The 16,898-nt window shown below is 56.7% G+C and carries 16 protein-coding genes and 1 pseudogene; 15 read left to right on the top strand and 2 right to left on the bottom strand.

What is annotated here, in order from left to right; translation table 11 throughout:
• Window positions 1-2 precede the first annotated feature (2 nt).
• The 13 genes from mltG to ACZRJQ_RS20755 all read left to right on the top strand — a co-directional run bounded on the left by mltG (window position 3) and on the right by ACZRJQ_RS20755 (window position 12,320).
• Entirely contained in the window at window positions 3-1,082 is a 1,080-nt protein-coding gene (mltG, locus tag ACZRJQ_RS20815) for an endolytic transglycosylase MltG (protein WP_463980187.1), read from the top strand.
• Window positions 1,083-1,104: 22 nt separating this feature from the next.
• Window positions 1,105-1,737: a dTMP kinase gene (gene tmk / locus ACZRJQ_RS20810; protein ID WP_463980186.1), complete on the top strand. Its 633-nt coding sequence runs from the start codon at window positions 1,105-1,107 to the stop codon at window positions 1,735-1,737.
• A complete protein-coding gene (locus ACZRJQ_RS20805) occupies window positions 1,730-2,716 on the top strand; it encodes a DNA polymerase III subunit delta' (protein WP_463980185.1) in 987 nt (328 codons plus the stop codon). The genes tmk and ACZRJQ_RS20805 overlap by 8 nt, the downstream gene beginning before the upstream one ends.
• Window positions 2,717-2,748: 32 nt before the next feature.
• Window positions 2,749-3,528: a TatD family hydrolase gene (locus ACZRJQ_RS20800; protein WP_463980184.1), complete on the top strand. Its 780-nt coding sequence runs from the start codon at window positions 2,749-2,751 to the stop codon at window positions 3,526-3,528.
• Window positions 3,529-3,871: 343 nt separating this feature from the next.
• Complete coding sequence (locus ACZRJQ_RS20795; protein ID WP_463980183.1) at window positions 3,872-4,513, top strand: TetR/AcrR family transcriptional regulator; 642 nt, start codon at window positions 3,872-3,874, stop codon at window positions 4,511-4,513.
• A 121-nt stretch (window positions 4,514-4,634) separates the two neighbouring features.
• Window positions 4,635-5,603, top strand: coding sequence for a GTP 3',8-cyclase MoaA (locus tag ACZRJQ_RS20790; RefSeq protein ID WP_463980182.1), 969 nt, complete (start codon window positions 4,635-4,637; stop codon window positions 5,601-5,603).
• 186 nt (window positions 5,604-5,789) lie between these two features.
• A complete protein-coding gene (locus tag ACZRJQ_RS20785; protein WP_463980181.1) occupies window positions 5,790-6,395 on the top strand; it encodes a DUF4823 domain-containing protein in 606 nt (201 codons plus the stop codon).
• A 15-nt stretch (window positions 6,396-6,410) separates the two neighbouring features.
• On the top strand, window positions 6,411-6,977 hold the full coding sequence (locus ACZRJQ_RS20780) for a DUF1285 domain-containing protein (protein ID WP_463980180.1): 567 nt from the start codon (window positions 6,411-6,413) through the stop codon (window positions 6,975-6,977).
• 235 nt (window positions 6,978-7,212) lie between these two features.
• The gene (locus tag ACZRJQ_RS20775; RefSeq protein WP_463980179.1) at window positions 7,213-8,202 is read left to right on the top strand and encodes a 2-dehydro-3-deoxygalactonokinase; all 990 of its coding nucleotides are present in this window, start codon (window positions 7,213-7,215) and stop codon (window positions 8,200-8,202) included.
• A gap of 1 nt (window position 8,203) precedes the next feature.
• Window positions 8,204-8,833, top strand: coding sequence for a 2-dehydro-3-deoxy-6-phosphogalactonate aldolase (locus ACZRJQ_RS20770; RefSeq protein ID WP_463980178.1), 630 nt, complete (start codon window positions 8,204-8,206; stop codon window positions 8,831-8,833).
• A 40-nt stretch (window positions 8,834-8,873) separates the two neighbouring features.
• A complete protein-coding gene (dgoD, locus tag ACZRJQ_RS20765) occupies window positions 8,874-10,022 on the top strand; it encodes a galactonate dehydratase (protein WP_463980177.1) in 1,149 nt (382 codons plus the stop codon).
• 145 nt (window positions 10,023-10,167) lie between these two features.
• Window positions 10,168-11,472: an MFS transporter gene (locus ACZRJQ_RS20760; RefSeq protein WP_463980176.1), complete on the top strand. Its 1,305-nt coding sequence runs from the start codon at window positions 10,168-10,170 to the stop codon at window positions 11,470-11,472.
• Window positions 11,473-11,534: 62 nt separating this feature from the next.
• Window positions 11,535-12,320, top strand: coding sequence for an IclR family transcriptional regulator (locus ACZRJQ_RS20755; protein WP_463980175.1), 786 nt, complete (start codon window positions 11,535-11,537; stop codon window positions 12,318-12,320).
• Window positions 12,321-12,344: 24 nt separating this feature from the next.
• Here the strand turns inward: ACZRJQ_RS20755 and ACZRJQ_RS20750 are convergent, their stop codons facing one another.
• Window positions 12,345-13,403, bottom strand: coding sequence for an NAD(P)-dependent alcohol dehydrogenase (locus tag ACZRJQ_RS20750; protein WP_463980174.1), 1,059 nt, complete (start codon window positions 13,401-13,403; stop codon window positions 12,345-12,347).
• A gap of 180 nt (window positions 13,404-13,583) precedes the next feature.
• On the opposite strand from ACZRJQ_RS20750, the gene ACZRJQ_RS20745 reads away from it, so the two are divergent.
• Complete coding sequence (locus ACZRJQ_RS20745; protein WP_463980173.1) at window positions 13,584-14,477, top strand: AraC family transcriptional regulator; 894 nt, start codon at window positions 13,584-13,586, stop codon at window positions 14,475-14,477.
• A 97-nt stretch (window positions 14,478-14,574) separates the two neighbouring features.
• Here the strand turns inward: ACZRJQ_RS20745 and ACZRJQ_RS20740 are convergent, their stop codons facing one another.
• Window positions 14,575-16,239: an electron transfer flavoprotein-ubiquinone oxidoreductase gene (locus ACZRJQ_RS20740; protein WP_463980172.1), complete on the bottom strand. Its 1,665-nt coding sequence runs from the start codon at window positions 16,237-16,239 to the stop codon at window positions 14,575-14,577.
• A 536-nt stretch (window positions 16,240-16,775) separates the two neighbouring features.
• On the opposite strand from ACZRJQ_RS20740, the pseudogene ACZRJQ_RS20735 reads away from it, so the two are divergent.
• Window positions 16,776-16,898: pseudogene (locus ACZRJQ_RS20735) on the top strand (electron transfer flavoprotein subunit beta/FixA family protein); the annotation flags it as partial.

Here is a 16,898-nt window from a genome sequence, read left to right as displayed (position 1 = left end):
TCGTGAAACGTAAATTCTTGGTGCTGCTGGAGATGGGTCTGGTGCTGGCGGGCTTGATGGTGGGCGCTAGCGCCTGGAAGCTCAATTCGGCGCTGGAACAACCGCTTAACTTGACTCAAGAGCAACTGCTGGATGTGCCAGCGGGTGCTACGCCAACCGGCACGTTTAACCGTTTGCAAGCTGACAACACAGTGCAGGATACTTTTTGGTTACGCCTGTACTGGCGCTTTAACCTGGAAGGCCAGCCATTGCACAGTGGCGAATACCGCATGACGCCCGGCATGACAGCCCACGACCTGATTGGGCTGTGGCAGCGCGGCGAAGTGGTGCAATACAGCCTGACACTGGTCGAAGGCTGGAACTTTCGCCAAGTGCGCAGCGCCTTGGCCAAGCATGAAAAAATTGAGCAAACCCTCGATGGCCTGAGCGACAGCGAGGTCATGGACAAGCTTGGTCATCCGGGGGTGTTTCCTGAGGGGCGGTTCTTTCCTGATACGTACCGCTTTGTCCGTGGCATGACAGATGCCGAACTGTTGGAAAAAGCCTACGACCGTCTGGATAAAGTGCTGGCACAGGAATGGGCGCAGCGAGCACCTGACCTGCCGTACACCGAGCCGTATCAAGCGCTGATAATGGCGTCGCTGGTTGAAAAAGAAACCGGCGTGCCGCAAGAGCGTGGGCAAATTGCCGGGGTTTTTGTGCGTCGAATGAAAATCGGCATGCCACTGCAAACAGACCCTACGGTGATCTACGGCTTGGGCGAGCGCTACAACGGCAAGCTGACGCGGGCACATTTGCGTGAACCTACGCCGTACAACACGTACACGATTCCCGGCTTGCCGCCCACACCGATTGCAATGGTGGGGCGCGAGGCCATTTACGCCGCGTTGCACCCGGTGAGCGGCACCAGCCTGTACTTTGTGGCCAAGGGCGATGGTAGCCACACGTTTTCTGATGATCTGGACGCGCACAACAATGCGGTGCGCGAGTTCCAGATCAAGCGCCGTGCCGATTATCGATCGAGCCCCGCGCCAACGCCTGCGGTTGAGCCTGCACAGGCCGAACCGCAAAGCCCGCAATGACACTGATTAAGGATCGCTGCCTGTGACTGGCTTGTTTATTACTCTGGAAGGCCCCGAAGGTGCGGGCAAAAGCACTAACCGTGAATACCTGGCAGAGCGTTTACGCGCCGAAGGTATTGATGTGGTGCTGACCCGCGAACCGGGCGGTACGCCGCTGGCTGAGCGAATTCGTGAGCTGCTGCTGGCCCCCAGTGATGAAGCGATGTGCGCCGACACGGAGCTGCTGTTAGTGTTTGCGGCTCGCGCTCAGCACTTGGCCCAAGTGATTCGCCCGGCATTGGCCCGTGGCGCCGTGGTGCTGTGTGATCGCTTCACTGATGCGACCTATGCTTATCAAGGGGGGGGGCGTGGATTGTCGCAAGAGCGCATTGCCACCCTTGAAACCTTCGTGCAGGGTGCGCTTCGCCCAGACTTGACGCTGGTGTTCGATCTGCCGGTTGAAGTCGGTCTGGCCCGTGCCAGCGCCCGTGGTCGTCTGGATCGCTTCGAGCAGGAAGGTCGCACCTTCTTCGACGCAGTGCGCAGCACATACCTCCAGCGCGCCGAGGCGCAGCCGCAACGTTATCGTTTGGTTGATGCGGCTCAGACGTTGGAGCAGGTTCAAGTGCAACTGGATGCCTTGCTCCCTCAATTGCTGGATTTGCACCGTGGCTGAGGCTTATCCGTGGCAAGACAGCCTGTGGCAGCAAATGGCCGGGCGTGCGCAGCATGCGCATGCCTATTTGCTGCATGGGCCGGCGGGCATTGGCAAGCGGGCGCTGGCTGAGCGGCTAATGGCCAGCCTGCTGTGCAAGCAGCCGGTCGGGCTTGAGGCCTGCGGTCATTGCAAGTCATGCTCGTTGTTGGCTGCTGGGAGCCATCCGGATAACTACATCCTTGAGCCTGAAGAAGCTGACAAAGCGATCAAGGTCGATCAAGTGCGCGACCTGGTCAGCTTTGTGGTGCAAACCGCTCAACTGGGTGGGCGCAAAGTGGTGTTGGTCGAGCCTGTTGAGTCCATGAACATCAATGCGGCCAACGCTTTGCTCAAAAGCCTTGAAGAACCTTCGGGTAACACCATTTTGTTGTTGGTGAGTCATCAGTCGAGTCGTCTGTTGCCGACCATCCGCAGTCGTTGTGTTCAGCAGGCGTGCCCATTGCCCAGTGAAGCGCTGAGCTTGCAATGGCTGGCTAAAGCGCTACCTGATTGCACTACTGAAGAGCGGGCAGAGTTGCTGACGCTGGCGGCGGGTTCGCCATTGGCCGCCGTCAAATTGCAGGCTCAAGGTGTTCGCGAGCAGCGTGCCACTGTGGTTGAAGGCGTCAAAAAGCTGCTCAAGCATCAATCATCGGCCACTCAGTTGGCAGAGAGCTGGAATGCCATCCCGTTGTTGTTGCTGTTTGATTGGTTCTGCGATTGGTCGAGTTTGATTCTGCGTTATCAATTAACCCAGGACGAAGCAGGGCTTGGCTTGGAAGACATGCGCAAGGTGTTGCAATACCTGGCGCAGAAAACCCCACAGGATAAAGTCTTGGACATTCAGGACTGGATTCTTGCTCAGCGCCAAAAAGTGTTGAGCAAGGCCAACCTCAATCGTGTGTTGTTGCTTGAAGCGCTATTGGTGCAGTGGGCAAGCTTGCCCGGCCAGCGCTGAGTTGATTCAATTTTTAAGCAGGTGATTTTTGTATGCTCGTTGACTCCCATTGCCACCTCGATCGCCTTGACCTGAGCGCCCACGACGGCTCACTGGATGCCGCCCTTGAGGCTGCGCGGCAGCGAGGAGTGGGGCATTTTTTGTGCATTGGCGTGAGTGCTGACAACGCCGCTGACGTTAAGGCGCTGACCGATCGCTATGCCGATGTGGATTGCTCGGTCGGTGTTCATCCGCTGGATGTGCAGCCTGGTGCTGCGCCCGCGCTGGACTGGTTGCTTGATGAACTCAATCACCCGCGAGTGGTTGCGATTGGTGAGACTGGGCTGGACTATCACTACGAGCCCGAGGCTGCGGACTTACAGCAGTTGTCGTTTCGCGTGCATTTAGAGGCTGCCCAGCAGACTGGCAAGCCCGTGGTGGTGCACACCCGTGGTGCGCGCGCCGATACGTTGGCGTTACTGCGTGAAGCGGCGCTGCCTCAGGCAGGTGTGCTGCATTGTTTTACTGAAGATTGGGACATGGCCAAAGCGGCGCTGGACTTGGGGTTTTACATCTCGCTGTCAGGGATTGTGACTTTCCGAAACGCCGATGCCTTGCGTGACGTGGCCCGTCAGGTGCCCGCGGATCGCTTGCTGGTCGAGACCGACTCGCCGTATCTGGCGCCTATTCCTTATCGTGGCAAACCCAACTTGCCGCAATACGTGCGTGAGGTGGCTGAGTTTTTGGCCATGCTGCGCGGTGAGTCTTACGAACATTTTGCCGAGCAGACCACGGCCAACTTCAAGCGTTTGTTCCCACTGGCGCGGGTTTAACCGCGCCGGGCTGAGGTGCAGGCAAAAAAAACCCGGGCTCTGGGGGAATCCGGGTTAAGACCATTAGGAGTAAAACAAAGGTACGCCTTCCGTTGGCACCCTTATCGGCGAACACTTGGGGGGTATGCAACGCCGACCTCATTAGTATTGATCAGGTTTGTTGGGCGTCCAGTCAAGGTTGTACGTTTTTTAAACAGATTTGGAATACATCTGATTCGCTTGAGTACCTAGGCTTTGCGGGTGAATAGGCGCTCAGGCATCGATTTACAGGATGATCCGTGCAATTTAGCGTGACTTAGGCATAATACCCGGCTTCGATTTTGACCCCTACAGACCTTTTCTTATGCACAAAGAACCCCGTAAGGTCCGTGAGTTTCGTCGCCGCGAGCAAGAAATTCTCGATACCGCGCTTAAGCTGTTCCTCGAACAAGGTGAAGACAGTGTCACCGTCGAGATGATTGCTGATGCCGTGGGTATCGGCAAAGGCACGATCTACAAGCACTTCAAGTCCAAGGCCGAGATTTACCTGCGCCTGATGCTCGACTACGAGCGCGACCTGAACGAACTGCTGCACTCCGCTGACGTTGATAAAGACAAAGAGGCGCTGTCGCGTGCCTACTTTGAATTTCGCATGCGTGATCCTCAGCGTTATCGCTTGTTTGACCGCCTTGAAGAAAAGGTCGTCAAAGGCAATCAGGTGCCGGAACTGGTTGAAGAGCTGCACAAAATCCGTGCTTCAAACTTCGAGCGTCTGACCCTGTTGATCAAAGGTCGGATCAGTGAAGGCAAGCTTGAAGACGTTCCGCCTTACTTCCACTATTGCGCTGCTTGGGCGTTGGTGCATGGCGCCGTGGCGCTGTATCACTCGCCGTTCTGGAGCAATGTGCTGGAAGATCAGGAAGGCTTTTTCCAGTTCCTGATGGACATCGGCGTGCGTATGGGCAATAAGCGCAAGCGTGATGCGGACGCACCAGCGGTCGAGTGAAGCAGGGATTTCCCCTTCATGGCACATTGCCTGAAGCCTATACTCGGGCTCAGGCCTTGCTGAAATCGACGCTGCGGCTGGGTTTGCGTAAGGCCCTGTTTCCCTCGTGTCGGAGTTGTCCATGATTGTTGATCGCCAAGGCAGACGTTTTCGCAATTTGCGTATCAGCCTGACTTCCGCCTGCAATTACGCCTGCACTTACTGCGTGCCCAACGGCAAGCGGCTGGTCGCGGCACAGGACGAGTTGTCTGCCGAGGCGATGGCACGTGGTGTGGCCTACCTGATTGAGGCCGCAGGTATTGAGCGCCTGCGTATCACCGGCGGTGAGCCGCTGGTCAGCCCAAAGCTCGAAACCTTTATGCGTGAAGTCGGGCAATTGGGGTTGAGTGATATCAGCCTGACAACCAATGGCCAGTTACTTGCTCGCAAGTTGCCGTTATTGCTTGAAGCAGGCATTGGGCGGCTCAACGTCTCACTCGACACCCTTGACCCCATTGCGTTTCGCACCATCGCCCGTGGTGGCGATCTGCCGACTGTGCTCGACGGTATGCAGCAGGCTCGCGCCGCCGGGATGAAAATCAAGGTCAATATGGTGCCGTTACGCGGGCAAAACCTTGATCAAGTGATGCCATTGCTTGAGTACTGCCTTGCCCACGGCTATGAGTTGCGCTTTATCGAACTCATGCGTATGGGCCATTTGGCCAGTGATGGCAATGCGTTCTTGCAGCAGTTCGTCAGCTTGCAGCAATTGTTGACGCTCATTGGTGAGCGCTACGAGTACTTGCAAGCAGATGCACCCATTGATGCGACAGCCGTGCGGTATCACATCCCGGGCCAAGGTTATTTTGGAGTGATTGCCAACGAAAGCGTGCCGTTTTGCCGGACGTGCTCGCGTTTGCGTCTGTCCTCCACGGGCTGGTTACATGGTTGCTTGTCGTCCAGTAATCGCCACTATGTTGGGGACTTGCTCAATAAGCCTCGCCACGAAGCCTTGCCCGCGCTGCAAGGCTTGTTGATGAAAGCGTTGGGTGACAAGCAAGACATCGCCTTTTCGGGCGGCGCTACAGTCATGAAAATTATCGGTGGCTAGCGAACGGCTATACAGAAAGTACCTCGCGTAGGAGCTGCCGAAGGCTGCGATCTTTTGATCTGTTGAGCCGATATAAAGATCGCAGCCTTCGGCAGCTCCTACGGGCGTGTTTCATTAAAGCTGGCGCGCAAACTGCATCTGGCGGCTATTCGCCGGTTTTCTGTCACCGGCCATGGGGAGAATAGGATGCGTAGTCTGATTGTGTTGCTGGCTTTTTTGGCGCTGGGCGGTTGTATGAAGGTCAGCGACATGGGCGAGGGCGCACGTTATCAAATGAGCGATGCGGGCCTGCTCGATCACAGCAACACCCGTCGCAGCAACTCGCTGCGCATTCAGCCCGACTCCTTTATCTATATCGCCCAAGGGCCGTTTGCGCCGGTTGGCGACCCTTATGTGCGGCCCAATGTGGTCGCTGAAGAAGCCTATAACGGTTTTATCGAATACTTTCCCATGGTGCGCCGCGCCAAGGCGCCACTGGGGCTGGATCAGGCTATGGTCGAAGCGCGTAACTTCGGAGCGCATTATTTGCTGTACACACGCTTTGCGCGTGCCGACGACCGCATTGGTAACAGCGACGAATGGCTGGATCAAGAAGAGATCAGTCGTTTGGGGGTCGACAGCGGTGTGATTCAGGTCATGCTGATCGAAACCAGCACCCAGTATTTTATCGATACAGCGACCATCCGCAGTCGCGGTGGTTTGCTGACGTTCCATGACAACAAGCCTGCCGACCTGATTGGCCCGCCGCTGGCTAAGTACGCGCGCAGCTTGATAGGCTTGAGCGATCAATAAATCGAGGAGTGCAGCATGAGTGAGCCGGTTGACGTCAGTAATCTGTTGGCGCAAATCCCCAAGGCCGACAAAGGCCTGCCCCCGGTTCATTTGTGGGATACGCCTTTTTGTGGCGATATCGACATGCGCATTGCCCGTGATGGCACTTGGTATTACATGGGCACGCCAATTGGTCGCAAGCCTATGGTTAAGCTGTTTTCAACGATCATTCGCCGCGATGGCGATGATTACTTCCTGATTACACCGGTGGAAAAAGTCGGGATCAAAGTCGATGACGCGCCGTTTGTTGCCGTCACGCTTGAGGTTGAGGGGCAGGGAGTGCAGCAAGTGTTGCGCTTCACCACCAATGTCGACGAACAACTGGTTGCTGGCAGTGAGCACCCGCTGCGTTTTGTCATTGACCCTACGACCCAGGAGCCCGCGCCTTACCTGAGGGTGCGTCGTAATCTTGAAGCGCTGATCCATCGCAACGTTTTTTACCAGTTGGTCGAGCTGGCCGTGACGCAGCAGATTGCAGGCCAGAGTTGGCTGGGCGTGTGGAGCAGTGGTGAGTTCTTTCCTATTGGCCTTGAGCCGGTCTAACACGTCTTTCTAAACATCAACGTATGAGCGTGAGCGCGATGAAAGCGATGCGGTCTGTGGGCTAGACCGAGTCGCTTGATTGGCGGGCACTCGCACGTCTACAGAAAAGTACATCAGCTGTTAAATCCCAATATATGGGAATGATATTTATATATTGAGATTTGTTGCGCCTCAGGTTTATAGTCGCCCGCACTGATAACGGGTATTCACTGCTAAAAACAAAACAGGTGAAGCGATGCAGGCGCAATTGATTGCGCTCGATTGGGGAACCACCTCCCTTCGGGCTTATTTACTTGGGTGCGCTGGTCGGGTGCTCGATGTGCGCACACTGGCCAGCGGCATCATGAAGTTGCCGAGCACTGCACGGCGGGTCGCGGGGCATTGGTGCGATAACGGTTTTGAGCTTGCGTTGGACGATACTTGCGGCGACTGGCTGGATGCCAACCCCGGTATTGCAGTCATTGCCTGTGGCATGGTTGGCAGTGCTCAAGGGTGGTGCGAAGTTCCTTACCGGGAAACGCCTGCCAGCCTCGCCGCGTTGGGTACCGCCTTACAAGCAGTGCGTAGCGTGCGTGGCGTCGATGTGCATATCGTGCCGGGCGTGATCCAACACTCGGTCTTGCCCAATGTAATGCGTGGCGAAGAAACCCAAGTGCTGGGCGTTGTGCACAGCCATCCTGACCTCAATGACTGCTTGATCGGCCTGCCGGGAAGCCACTCCAAATGGGTGCAAGCGCGTGATGGTGATCTCGTGCATTTCGACACCTTTATGACCGGCGAGCTTTATGCGGCGGTCTGCGAACACACTATTTTGGGGCGCACTCAGCAACAGGGAGCGGCTTTCGATGCGCAAGCGTTCGCACGGGGCGTGCAGGTCGCTCAGTCTGAAGAAGGCCAACTTGGCCCCCTGTCGACATTGTTCAGTGCCCGCACGCTTGGCCTGACGGGACAGTTGAGCCCGACCCAACAACCCGATTACGTTTCTGGCTTGTTGATTGGTCACGAACTCACCGTGCTGGCCAATGCATTGCGTCAGCGTCGAGGCGGGCCGTCCCTGCCCACCATCATTCTTATCGGCAATGCCCAGCTTTGCGCACGCTATCAATTAGCGTTGGCCGCTTGCGGTTTTGCTGACGTGCGTCTGGCAGAACAGGCGACTGCACGCGGTTTATGGCACCTGGCCCACGCCGCCGGGTTACTCCAACAACAGGCTCTGGAGGGCTGAGATGCTCAAGCAAACATTGGCAAAAAACGGACTTATCGCGATCCTGCGGGGGTTGCGCCCGGGTGAGGCGCAAGCCATTGGTCAGGTGCTGTATAGCGCGGGCTTTCGTACCCTCGAAGTGCCGCTTAATTCCCCGCAGCCACTGGAAAGCATCCGTATTTTGCGCGAGAGCTTGCCCCTCGACTGTCTGGTTGGCGCAGGCACGGTATTGACCCCGGAGCAGGTCGAACAGGTCAAGGCCGCAGGCGGGCAGGTGATTGTCATGCCCCATAGCGATGCAAACGTTCTGCGCGCTGCCAAGGCGGCAGGTTTGTACTTGGCGCCAGGTGTCGCCACGCCCAACGAAGCGTTTGCCGCTCTGGCTGAGGGGGCAGATGTGCTGAAGATGTTTCCTGCCGAGCAGCTTGGGGTCGCGGTCGTCAAGGCGTGGCTGGCGGTGCTACCTGCCGGCACTCTGTTGATCCCGGTCGGGGGGATTACCCCAGCCAATATGCACGCCTTTTTGGATGCCGGAGTGTCCGGCTTTGGTTTGGGGTCAGGCTTATTCAAGCCCGGCATGAGCCCAGATGAAGTGGCGGTTTGTGCCAAAGCCTATATGCAGGCCTGGAATACCTGGCACTCCGTGGACTGACCAGCGCCGTGGCGCACCCTCAAATAAGAGAGATAAAACGATGAAAATCACCAAACTCACAACGTATCTGGTTCCACCGCGTTGGTTATTCCTCAAAATCGAGACCGACGAGGGAGTGACTGGCTGGGGCGAACCCGTGGTTGAAGGGCGTGCCCATACTGTGGCCGCTGCGGTAGAGGAACTCTCCGATTACCTGATCGGCAAAGACCCGCGCAATATCGAAGACATCTGGACTGTGCTCTATCGCGGCGGTTTTTACCGGGGTGGTGCAGTGCACATGAGTGCGCTGGCAGGGATCGATCAGGCGCTGTGGGATATCAAAGGCAAGGCGCTGGGTGTTTCGGTCAGTGATCTGCTGGGTGGTCAGGTGCGCGACAAGATTCGCGTGTACTCGTGGATTGGCGGCGACCGCCCGGCAGACACCGCCAAAGCGGCCAAAGAGGCCGTTAGTCGAGGGTTTACTGCCGTCAAAATGAACGGCACCGAAGAGCTGCAGTTTGTGGACACTTTCGACAAGGTCGATTTGGCGCTGGCTAACGTGGCGGCGGTGCGGGATGCCGTTGGCCCGAATGTCGGGATCGGCGTGGACTTTCATGGCCGCGTCCACAAGCCTATGGCCAAGGTGCTGATGAAAGAGTTGGACCCTTACAAGCTGATGTTTATCGAAGAACCGGTGCTCAGCGAAAACTATGAGGCTCTGAAAGAGCTTGCGCCGTTGACCAGCACCCCGATTGCCTTGGGTGAGCGCCTGTTTTCGCGCTGGGACTTCAAGCGTGTGCTCAGCGAAGGGTATGTCGACATTATTCAGCCGGATGCCTCTCACGCCGGTGGCATTACCGAAACCCGCAAGATCGCCAATATGGCCGAAGCCTATGACGTGGCGCTGGCTTTGCATTGCCCGTTGGGGCCGATTGCCTTGGCGGCCTGTCTGCAACTGGATGCGGTTTGTTACAACGCTTTCATCCAAGAGCAGAGCCTGGGTATTCACTACAACGAAAGCAACGATTTGCTGGATTACGTCAAAGACCCTGCTGTTTTTGATTACGACAAAGGGTTTGTAAAAATTCCCAATGGCCCGGGCCTTGGCATTGAGATCAACGAAGAGTACGTGCGTGAGCGTGCTCTGGTAGGACACCGCTGGCGCAATCCGATTTGGCGCCATGCTGACGGCAGCTTTGCCGAGTGGTGAGTTTTCTCACCGCTGTGTAGTCGCTATCAAAGGCTGCGAAGGGGGGCGTTTGACCCTGGTTGTTACAAGCCCCGCAGGCCCCGTCGCAGCCCGCATCTAACCGTTCATCAACGACCTCAATAACCATAAAAAAGAGGCACCTCACATGACAAGCACCGTCGCGCAAGCGTCTCTGGTGACGCCAAGCCGTAAGCGTTTTTTCATCATGGTTCTGCTATTTATCACGGTGGTGATCAACTACCTGGACCGCAGTAACCTGTCGATCGCAGCGCCCGCATTGACCAGTGATCTAGGGATTGATCCGATTCATGTCGGGTTGATCTTTTCGGCCTTCGGCTGGACTTATGCCGCCATGCAGATTCCCGGTGGCTGGCTGGTAGACCGTGTACCACCGAGGATTCTCTACAGCGTTGCGCTGTTGCTGTGGTCGGTCGCCACCGTGATGCTGGGTTTTGCGGGTAGTTTTATTGCGCTGTTTGTACTGCGTATGGCCGTTGGGGCGCTGGAAGCCCCGGCTTATCCAATCAACAGCCGTGTGGTGACGACTTGGTTCCCTGAGCGTGAGCGTGCCACCGCCATCGGCTTTTACACCTCTGGGCAGTTTGTCGGGTTGGCTTTTCTGACGCCGGTATTGGCGTGGCTGCAACACCAATGGGGTTGGCACATGGTGTTCATCTGCACCGGTGCGGCGGGGATTGTGTGGGCGGGGATCTGGTACGCGGTGTACCGCGAGCCACGAGATTTCAAGGGGGCCAATCAGGCCGAAATCGACCTGATCAGCGAAGGCGGCGGGCTGGTCGATATCCAGAAACACACCACCCAGCGCAAAGCGCCTTTTAGCTGGTTGGACTTGGGCATCGTGCTCAGCAAACGCAAGCTCTGGGGCATCTATTTGGGGCAGTTTTGCCTGAACTCGACGCTGTGGTTCTTTCTGACCTGGTTTCCGACGTATCTGGTGAAGTACCGAGGCATGGACTTTATTAAGTCCGGCTTGTTGGCCTCACTGCCTTTTTTGGCTGCGTTTGTAGGCGTGCTGTGCTCAGGGTTCTTTTCTGACTGGCTGATTCGCCGCGGGTATTCGGTGGGCTTTGCGCGCAAGCTGCCGATTATTGGCGGGCTGCTGATTTCTACGACGATCATCGGAGCTAACTTTGTTGACTCTACGGCGTGGGTGATTGCCTTTCTGGCCTTGGCTTTTTTCGGTAATGGATTGGCCTCAATCACCTGGTCGCTGGTTTCAACACTCGCACCGGCTCGATTGCTGGGGCTGACCGGCGGGGTGTTCAACTTCATCGGTAACCTGTCAGCCATTGCTACGCCGATCGTGATTGGGTTTTTGGCCAGCGGCGACTCGTTTGCCCCTGCCATCACCTACATCTCGGTGTTGGCGTTGTTGGGTGCGTTGTCTTACATCTTGTTGGTGGGCAAGGTCGAGCGGATCGAGCTGTAGCCGTTCTTCATCCGGGCGACCATAATGCCGCCCGGATTACACCTTCAACGCAAAGGCTGGCTATGCAGGACGACTCCACAAAGACCGCGCCAAGCGGCACTCAAACTTTGCTCCGTGGGCTGGCGGTTATACACGCAGTGGCCAACGGCGCGCGGGATCTCAAAGACATTGCCAGTGCTATCGGCACCACGCGCAGCACCACTCATCGCCTGGCGAGTTGCTTGGTGGATGAACGTTATCTGCGGGTGTTGCCCAAAGTTGGGTATTTGCTGGGCCCCAAGTTGATAGAGCTTGGTTTTCAGGCGCGAGAAGAGTTGCCGCTGGTGACCTTGGCGGGGCCGTACTTGGAGCAGCTGTCTGTTTTAACAGGCGACACTATTCATTTGGCGGTTCGAGAAGGGGATGAGGTGTTGTACCTACACAAGACGCCTGGCCGTAATGGGCCTGAGATGCGCTCGCGGGTAGGTCACCGGATGCCATTGGCCCGCACGGGCATCGGCAAAGCCATGTTGCTGGATGCGTCTTTGGATGAGTGGGCGCGGCTGTATGAATCAAGCCTGCCTGTCGGCGGTAAAAATGCACTGTGGCCCCATCACGAAGAGCAATCGTGGGAGCAGTTTGAGCAGCGAATGCGCAGTTACGTTGCAGGCGGTTATGCCTTTGATCTGGAAGACAACGAGCCGTCGATTCGGTGTGTCGCGGCGCCGATACGTGATGCCAGCCACATGATCGTGGCTGCCATCAGTATTGCCAGTACCGTGCCTTATATGCCGCTGGAGAAAATGAGCGAGTTGATCCCGGTCATTACCCATGCCGCACAGCAGATATCCGCCGAGCTGGGCGGTTAAGCGCCCAGCTGTAACGGCCGCGGCTTAGGCTTTCAGGGTTTTCATGTCGATCACAAAGCGATACTTCACGTCGCCTTTAATCACACGTTCAAACGCTTCATTGATGTTTTTGATGTCCAGCATTTCGATGTCGCAGGTAATGCCGTGTTCAGCGCTGAAATCGAGCATTTCCTGGGTTTCAGCAATCCCGCCGATTAGCGAGCCTGCCAGTACGCGACGCTTGAAGACCAGATTGAAGGCATTGAGTGCCGGCTCAACAGGTTCGATCAGGCCGACCAGAATGTGTACACCGTCAAACGCCAGAGTTTCGAGGTACGGGTTCAGGTCGTGCGGCACCGGAATGGTGTCCAGCAGGAAGTTGAACGTACCGGCTGCAGCTTTCATCTGCTCGGCGTCGGTGGACACGATCACATGATCGGCGCCTTGGCGACGGGCTTCTTCGGCCTTGGCTGCGGAGCGGGTGAAGAGGGTAACTTCCGCGCCCAAAGCCTTGGCAAACTTGATGCCCATGTGACCCAGGCCGCCCATGCCCAAAATCCCGACTTTATCGCCCGGCTCTACACCATAGTGACGCAACGGCGAGTACGTGGTGATGCCTGCGCACAGCAATGGTGCGGCGCTGGCTGGGTCGAGGTTGTCCGGGATGCTCAGCACAAAGTGTTCGCTAACAACCATCTTGTCTGAATAGCCGCCCATGGTCAGGGTGCCGTCAATACGATCCGGGCTGGCGTAGGTTTGGGTCATGCCTTCCAAGCAGTATTGCTCCAGATCTTCCTGGCACGCAGAGCAGGTGCGGCATGAATCGACCATGCAACCTACGCCGACGAGGTCGCCGACTTTGTGCTTGGTGACCTTGTCGCCGATTGCCGTGACTCTGCCGATAATTTCATGGCCCGGCATCAGCGGGTAGGTGGCGAAACCCCAGTCATTGCGGGCTTGGTGGATGTCGGAGTGGCAAACGCCGCAGTACAGCACTTCAATGGCTACGTCGTCCGGGCGTGGCGCGCGGCGGTTGAACTGCATGGGCGCCAGAGGTGCCTTGGCGCTCTGCGCGGCATAACCGATTGCGTTATAGGTGGACATAAAGATCCTCTCGAAACGTGAGCTGTGGACAGGGCCCAATTTTGCGCCCTCGTGCTGTGCAGGACTATGACGATTCCTCTGGCTGTTATGCCTATTCGTCCGGCGTGTCGGGCTGGGTGTGGTTTTGACGGCTAATTCTGCGAAGATGCGCCTGTCTATTCCTCCTGTGAAGTGGTCTGCATGCTTTTAACTCGCCATCGCGATGAGAACGCCACACTGGTGTCACTCATTGAGCCACTGGCAACACAAACCGGTTTTGTATCGACTTTATTGCCTGAAGTGCGTGTGGTTTCAGCGTGCCGGGAAGTGGCGCGTATGCCGCAGATTTATGAGCCTAGCCTAATGGTGATCGCCCAAGGCAGTAAGTTGGCCTATTTGGGGCAGCGAACGCTTGAGTACGGTGCAGGGCATTATCTGGTGCAGGCACTTTCGGTTCCGTTTGAGTGTGAGACCTTTGCATGCGAAGAGGCGCCGTTGCTGGGTGTGGCTATCAGCATTGATCGCGCTGTGCTGGGAGAACTGGTGCTGGCGATGGGGCTTGACCCCGAACGCAGTGCCGTCGCGCAGACGCCAGAGTCCATGACCTCGGCGGTGCTGGACGACGAAATGCGTCAGGCGGTTGAGCGTTTGCTGCGCTGTCTGCATGACCCACTGGAGTGTCGAATCATGGGGCGGGCGCGTTTGCGTGAAGTGTTGTTTGCTGCATTGCGTGGCCCTCAAGCGAGTGTGTTGCGGGCATTGGTCGAACAGCAGGGGCAGTTTGCGCGGGTGGCGGCGTCATTGAGTCACTTGCATGAGCACTTCGCCGAACCGCTGAATGTTGAAACCTTGGCCCGATGCGCCAATATGAGCGCGTCCACCTTCCATGAGCACTTCAAGCGCAGCACCTTGCTGTCGCCGGTGCAGTACCTCAAACGTTTGCGCTTGTTGCGGGCGCAGCAATTATTGCTGAGTGAAGGTTTGGGTGTGGCGCAGGTCGCAGAGCGTGTGGGCTATCAGAGCGCCTCGCAGTTCAGTCGGGAGTACAAACGCTACTTCGAGCGCAGCCCCGGACATGAAGGGGGTGGGTGTTAAAGCGCTCTAATCCTTTTCGCAGCCTACGGCAGCGATTACAACAATCACGCCCAGCAAAAAAGGCTCCCGAGGGAGCCTTTTTGTTTGGCGCGGCGACTTACATGTTCGGGTAAGTCGGGCCGCCAGCACCTTCTGGAGTCACCCAGGTGATGTTTTGCGACGGGTCTTTAATGTCGCAGGTTTTGCAATGCACGCAGTTTTGCGCGTTGATCTGGAAGCGCTTCTCGCCGTCTTCCTGAGCAATCACTTCATACACGCCAGCAGGGCAGTAGCGCTGAGCAGGTTCGTCGTAGAGCGGCAGGTTAACGCTGAGCGGTATGCTTGGGTCGCGCAGCTTGAGGTGGCACGGCTGTTCTTCTTCGTGGTTGGTGCTGGAGAGGAACACCGAGCTGAGCTTGTCGAAGCTGAGTTTGCCATCTGGTTTCGGGTAGTCGATTTTCTTGCAGTCTTTGGCCAGCTTCAGGCACGCGTAGTCGGGCTTGGTGTCGTGCAGAGTGAACGGCAGTTTGCCACCGAAGATGTTCTGATCGAGCCAGTTGAACCCAGCACCCATGATTGGGCCGAATTTGTGCATGGCCGGGCCAAAGTTGCGGCTGGCAAACAATTCATCAAACAGCCAGCTGCCTTTGAATGCTTCAACGTAAGTGTTAAGTGCATCACCGCCTTCCGAGCCTGCCAACAGAGCGTCTGCTACAGCGTCGGCGGCCAGCATGCCGGACTTCATGGCGGTGTGGCTGCCTTTGATCTTGGCCACGTTCATGGTGCCCAGATCGCAACCGATCAATGCGCCGCCGTTGAAGACCATTTTTGGCAGGGAGTTCAACCCGCCCTTGGCCAACGCGCGAGCGCCGTAGCTGATGCGTTTGCCGCCATCAAGGTACTGCTTGAGCACCGGGTGATGTTTCAGGCGCTGGAACTCATCGAACGGCGACAAGAAGGTGTTGCTGTAGGACAGATCAACGATAAGGCCTACAACCACTTGGTTGTTTTCCAAGTGATAAAGGAACGAGCCGCCGGTATTCTCGTTGCTCATGATGTCCAGCGGCCAGCCTGCGGTGTGTACAACCAGGCCCGGTTGGTGTTTGGCAGGGTCGATTTCCCAGATTTCCTTGAGGCCGATGCCGTAGTGCTGGCTGTCGGCATCGCTGTCGAGCTTGAAACGTTCGATCAGTTGCTTGCCCAAGTGGCCACGGCAGCCTTCAGCGAACAAGGTGTACTTGCCACGCAGCTCCATACCGGGGGTGTAGAGGCCTTCTTTAGGGTTGCCTTCACGGTCAACGCCCAGATCGCCGGTGATGATCCCGCGAACCACATTGTTTTCATCAAACAGGACTTCTTGAGCAGCAAAGCCTGGGTAGATTTCTACGCCCAGGTTCTCGGCCTGCTGCGCCAGCCAGCGGCACAGGTTGCCCAGCGAGATGATGTAGTTGCCTTCGTTGTGCATGGTTTTAGGCACAAACAGGTCGGGCACTTTGGTGGCGGTGGCTTCGCTGCGCAGCACGTAAATGTCGTCGCGCGTCACAGGAGTGTTGAGCGGGGCGCCCAGTTCTTTCCAGTCCGGGAACAATTCGTTCAGGGCGCGGGGCTCAAACACCGCACCGGACAGAATGTGAGCACCGACTTCGGAGCCTTTTTCAACCACGCAGACGCTGATTTCTTTACCGGCTTCGGCGGCCTTCTGCTTCAAACGGCAGGCGGCGGACAGACCGGCAGGGCCGGCGCCGACGATGACCACGTCGAATTCCATGTATTCGCGTTCCACAGGCTATCTCCTACTCAAGGCTCAACGGTATTTTTCTAATTGGAGGTTTGGCGTTTCATCCATTATTCCCTCGGCTTACAACCAAAGACGCAATGGATGAGGCGCCGCTCTCTCTAGGGGCGGGCATTATATCTACACCACTGGCAGCGTCCAATACAAACGTTTGTTTGAATTCGCTGTAAGCCAGACAAATCAAAGTCGCGCGGCTCTAAAGTGGCCGATTTGCTGTATTGACCGCAAAAGGCGTTCCGGTCAAGATACGGGCGGTTTTGCGCTCGCCGTAGGCTGATTGTTGGTTTCAAGAGCACCTCTAAAGACAGGGCATAGACACGAGCCTGTAGGAGCCTGCCATTTTTTGAGCGGAGTTTACACGTCCTTTCGGTGGATGACTTGCTAGTCACATCGGACAGACGGTCGCAGGGCAAGCATGTGGCTATATAAGGCAACGATCTTTGGAGGTGCCCTTGTGCTGATGAGCATCAACCGCCAGGTTCGCCTAGGCGACTTTCTTTTCACCGGAGAGTAACGAGGAATCCATGAAGGTTCTTGTAGCTGTCAAACGAGTGGTCGATTACAACGTTAAAGTTCGCGTCAAAGCGGACAACTCCGGCGTTGACCTCGCCAACGTCAAGATGTCGATGAACCCCTTCTGCGAAATC

The organism is Pseudomonas sp. E315, assembly GCF_055406205.1.
Note: the sequence above shows the minus strand (reverse complement) of the source record. Positions and strands in the feature narration are given on the sequence as shown.